The following is a 2,052-nucleotide window of genomic DNA, read 5'->3' as shown; positions in this document are numbered from 1 at the left end:
CCGCCCCACGGAAAGCGAACCTTTTCCCGCAGCCCCAAACTCATACGAATGTCTCGAAACTGAGTCTTCAATAATCGGGAGCTAAAGGTGAATAAGAAAACTCAACAAATTCTACTAATAGAAGATATGCTTCGCCTCAAATGTTTCCTCATTAAATGTCATAATTCCAAATGAGTAATAAGGCAGCTTCCGTTTAGCAGTGGGCGATCCAGGATTGAATAAGAGCTGCTTTTTAAAATAACGTAGCAGAGGAATATGAGAGTGTCCGAACACAATAATATCGGCGTTATCCTCCGCGAAAGCTTCAACGACACGCTTTTCAGTTGTCTTCTTTTCTCCATGCCCATGCACTATACCTATTTTAAACCCTTTTACATCAATGATTTGTTTATCCGGCACCAATTCTTGTATCTCTATTCCGTCGACATTTCCATACACACCATGGACGGGAGCAAAGGATTCAAGTTGGTCATAGACTTCTGGTATATTCCAATCCCCTGCATGGATGATGAGCTCAGCAGACGGAAGCTCTTCCATCAGGCGGACAGGCAGTTCGGCTTCTTTTTTTGCGATATGGGTATCCGATACGATCACCACTTTCATTCCAATTCCTCCTGTCTTAAATCTTTTCCCGGGAAATAATTTGTTTTATGTAGAGAAAACCCCCGATCTTTTACGCAAGATCAGGGGTTCACTATCATTGAATAGGTGTTTTGTTTGGTGTACCCGCTTTACGGGGGTATTTCTTCGGTGTTTTTCTCCGCTTTTCAATAATCGCGATATTGCGTTCACTATTTTCTTCTGGAAGCTCAAACGTGTACGTGCTTTTTACTTCACCGCCAACCGTTTGAATGGCAATGGCGGCATCTTCCATTTCCTCATCCAAATTAGGACCTTTCATCGCCATGAAATGCCCCCCTTTAGCCGTTAAAGGTAAGCACAGTTCACTTAGGACGGACATTCGAGCAACGGCACGGGCCATGACTAAGTCATATCCTTCACGAAACTTGTCGTTTTTACCAAAGTTTTCGGCACGATCATGATAAAAAGCGACATCATCTAGCTCTAATTCATGGGCTAAGTGATTCAAAAACGTAATTCTTTTTTTCAAAGAATCGACAATTGTCACTTTAAGCTGAGGAAAGACAATCTTCAATGGCAAACTTGGAAATCCAGCTCCCGCACCAACATCACAAATGCGAAGCGGGCGGTTAAAATCAAAGTAAAATGCTGCCGTCAATGAATCATAAAAGTGCTTAAGATAAACACCTTCTTGATCGGTAATCGCAGTCAAGTTCATCTTTTCATTCCATTCGACAAGAATCTCGAAGTATTTATGAAACTGCTGCTGCTGCTTTTCGTTCAGCTCTATTCCTTGCTTTTGTAATGATTGTAGAAAGGTGTTTGTATCCATAAGTCCATCCTTTCGTATTATTCACCAGAAACGCGGGCAATTTTTCCTTGTTCAATATAGACGAGAAGAATCGAAACGTCTGCCGGATTGACACCCGATACGCGCGACGCCTGACCGACAGAAAGTGGACGCACCTGTTTCAAACGGTCACGTGCTTCCGTTGCGAGTCCATTAATGGCATCGTAATCAATGTCATCAGGTATTTTTTTCGAATCCATTTTCTTCATACGATCAATTTGTTCAAGGGCTTTTTTAATATAGCCGCTATACTTAATTTGAATTTCAACTTGTTCTTTCACGTCTTCTGGAAGATTGGCGTCACTTGGAGTCAGACGTTCGATGTGCGCATATTTCATTTCCGGACGTTTCAGTAAGTCTGTCGCACGGACAGCGTCCTTCAATTTAGAACCGCCTGCTTCTTCAATAACTGCCTGAACTTCTTCTGTGACCTTCAAGATGACACCGTCTAGACGTGTCTTCTCTTCTTCGATCTGACGCTGCTTTTCTTTAAAACGCTTGTAGCGTTCTTCAGGGATGACGCCAATGTTGTAGCCGATTTCTGTCAGGCGTAAGTCCGCATTATCATGACGCAGCATGAGACGGAATTCGGCACGGGATGTCAGCAAGCGATATGGCTC

General features: G+C 43.0%; 2 protein-coding genes and 1 pseudogene. All 3 read right to left on the bottom strand.

Annotated features, from left to right (window positions below):
• Positions 1 to 114: 114 nt before the first annotated feature.
• Entirely contained in the window at positions 115 to 603 is a 489-nt protein-coding gene (locus LD39_RS17565) for a metallophosphoesterase family protein (RefSeq protein WP_035550781.1), read from the bottom strand.
• Between the two features lie 94 nt (positions 604 to 697).
• Positions 698 to 1,414: a 16S rRNA (guanine(527)-N(7))-methyltransferase RsmG gene (gene rsmG / locus LD39_RS17560; protein WP_035550777.1), complete on the bottom strand. Its 717-nt coding sequence runs from the start codon at positions 1,412 to 1,414 to the stop codon at positions 698 to 700.
• A 17-nt stretch (positions 1,415 to 1,431) separates the two neighbouring features.
• Positions 1,432 to 2,052, bottom strand: a pseudogene (locus LD39_RS17555) (tRNA uridine-5-carboxymethylaminomethyl(34) synthesis enzyme MnmG); the annotation flags it as partial.

This window comes from Halobacillus sp. BBL2006, assembly GCF_000786645.1.
In the GTDB taxonomy this organism is placed as follows: Bacteria; Bacillota; Bacilli; order Bacillales; family Halobacillaceae; genus Halobacillus.
The sequence above is the reverse complement of the archived record's forward strand: the minus strand, read 5'-3'. Positions and strand labels throughout refer to the sequence as shown.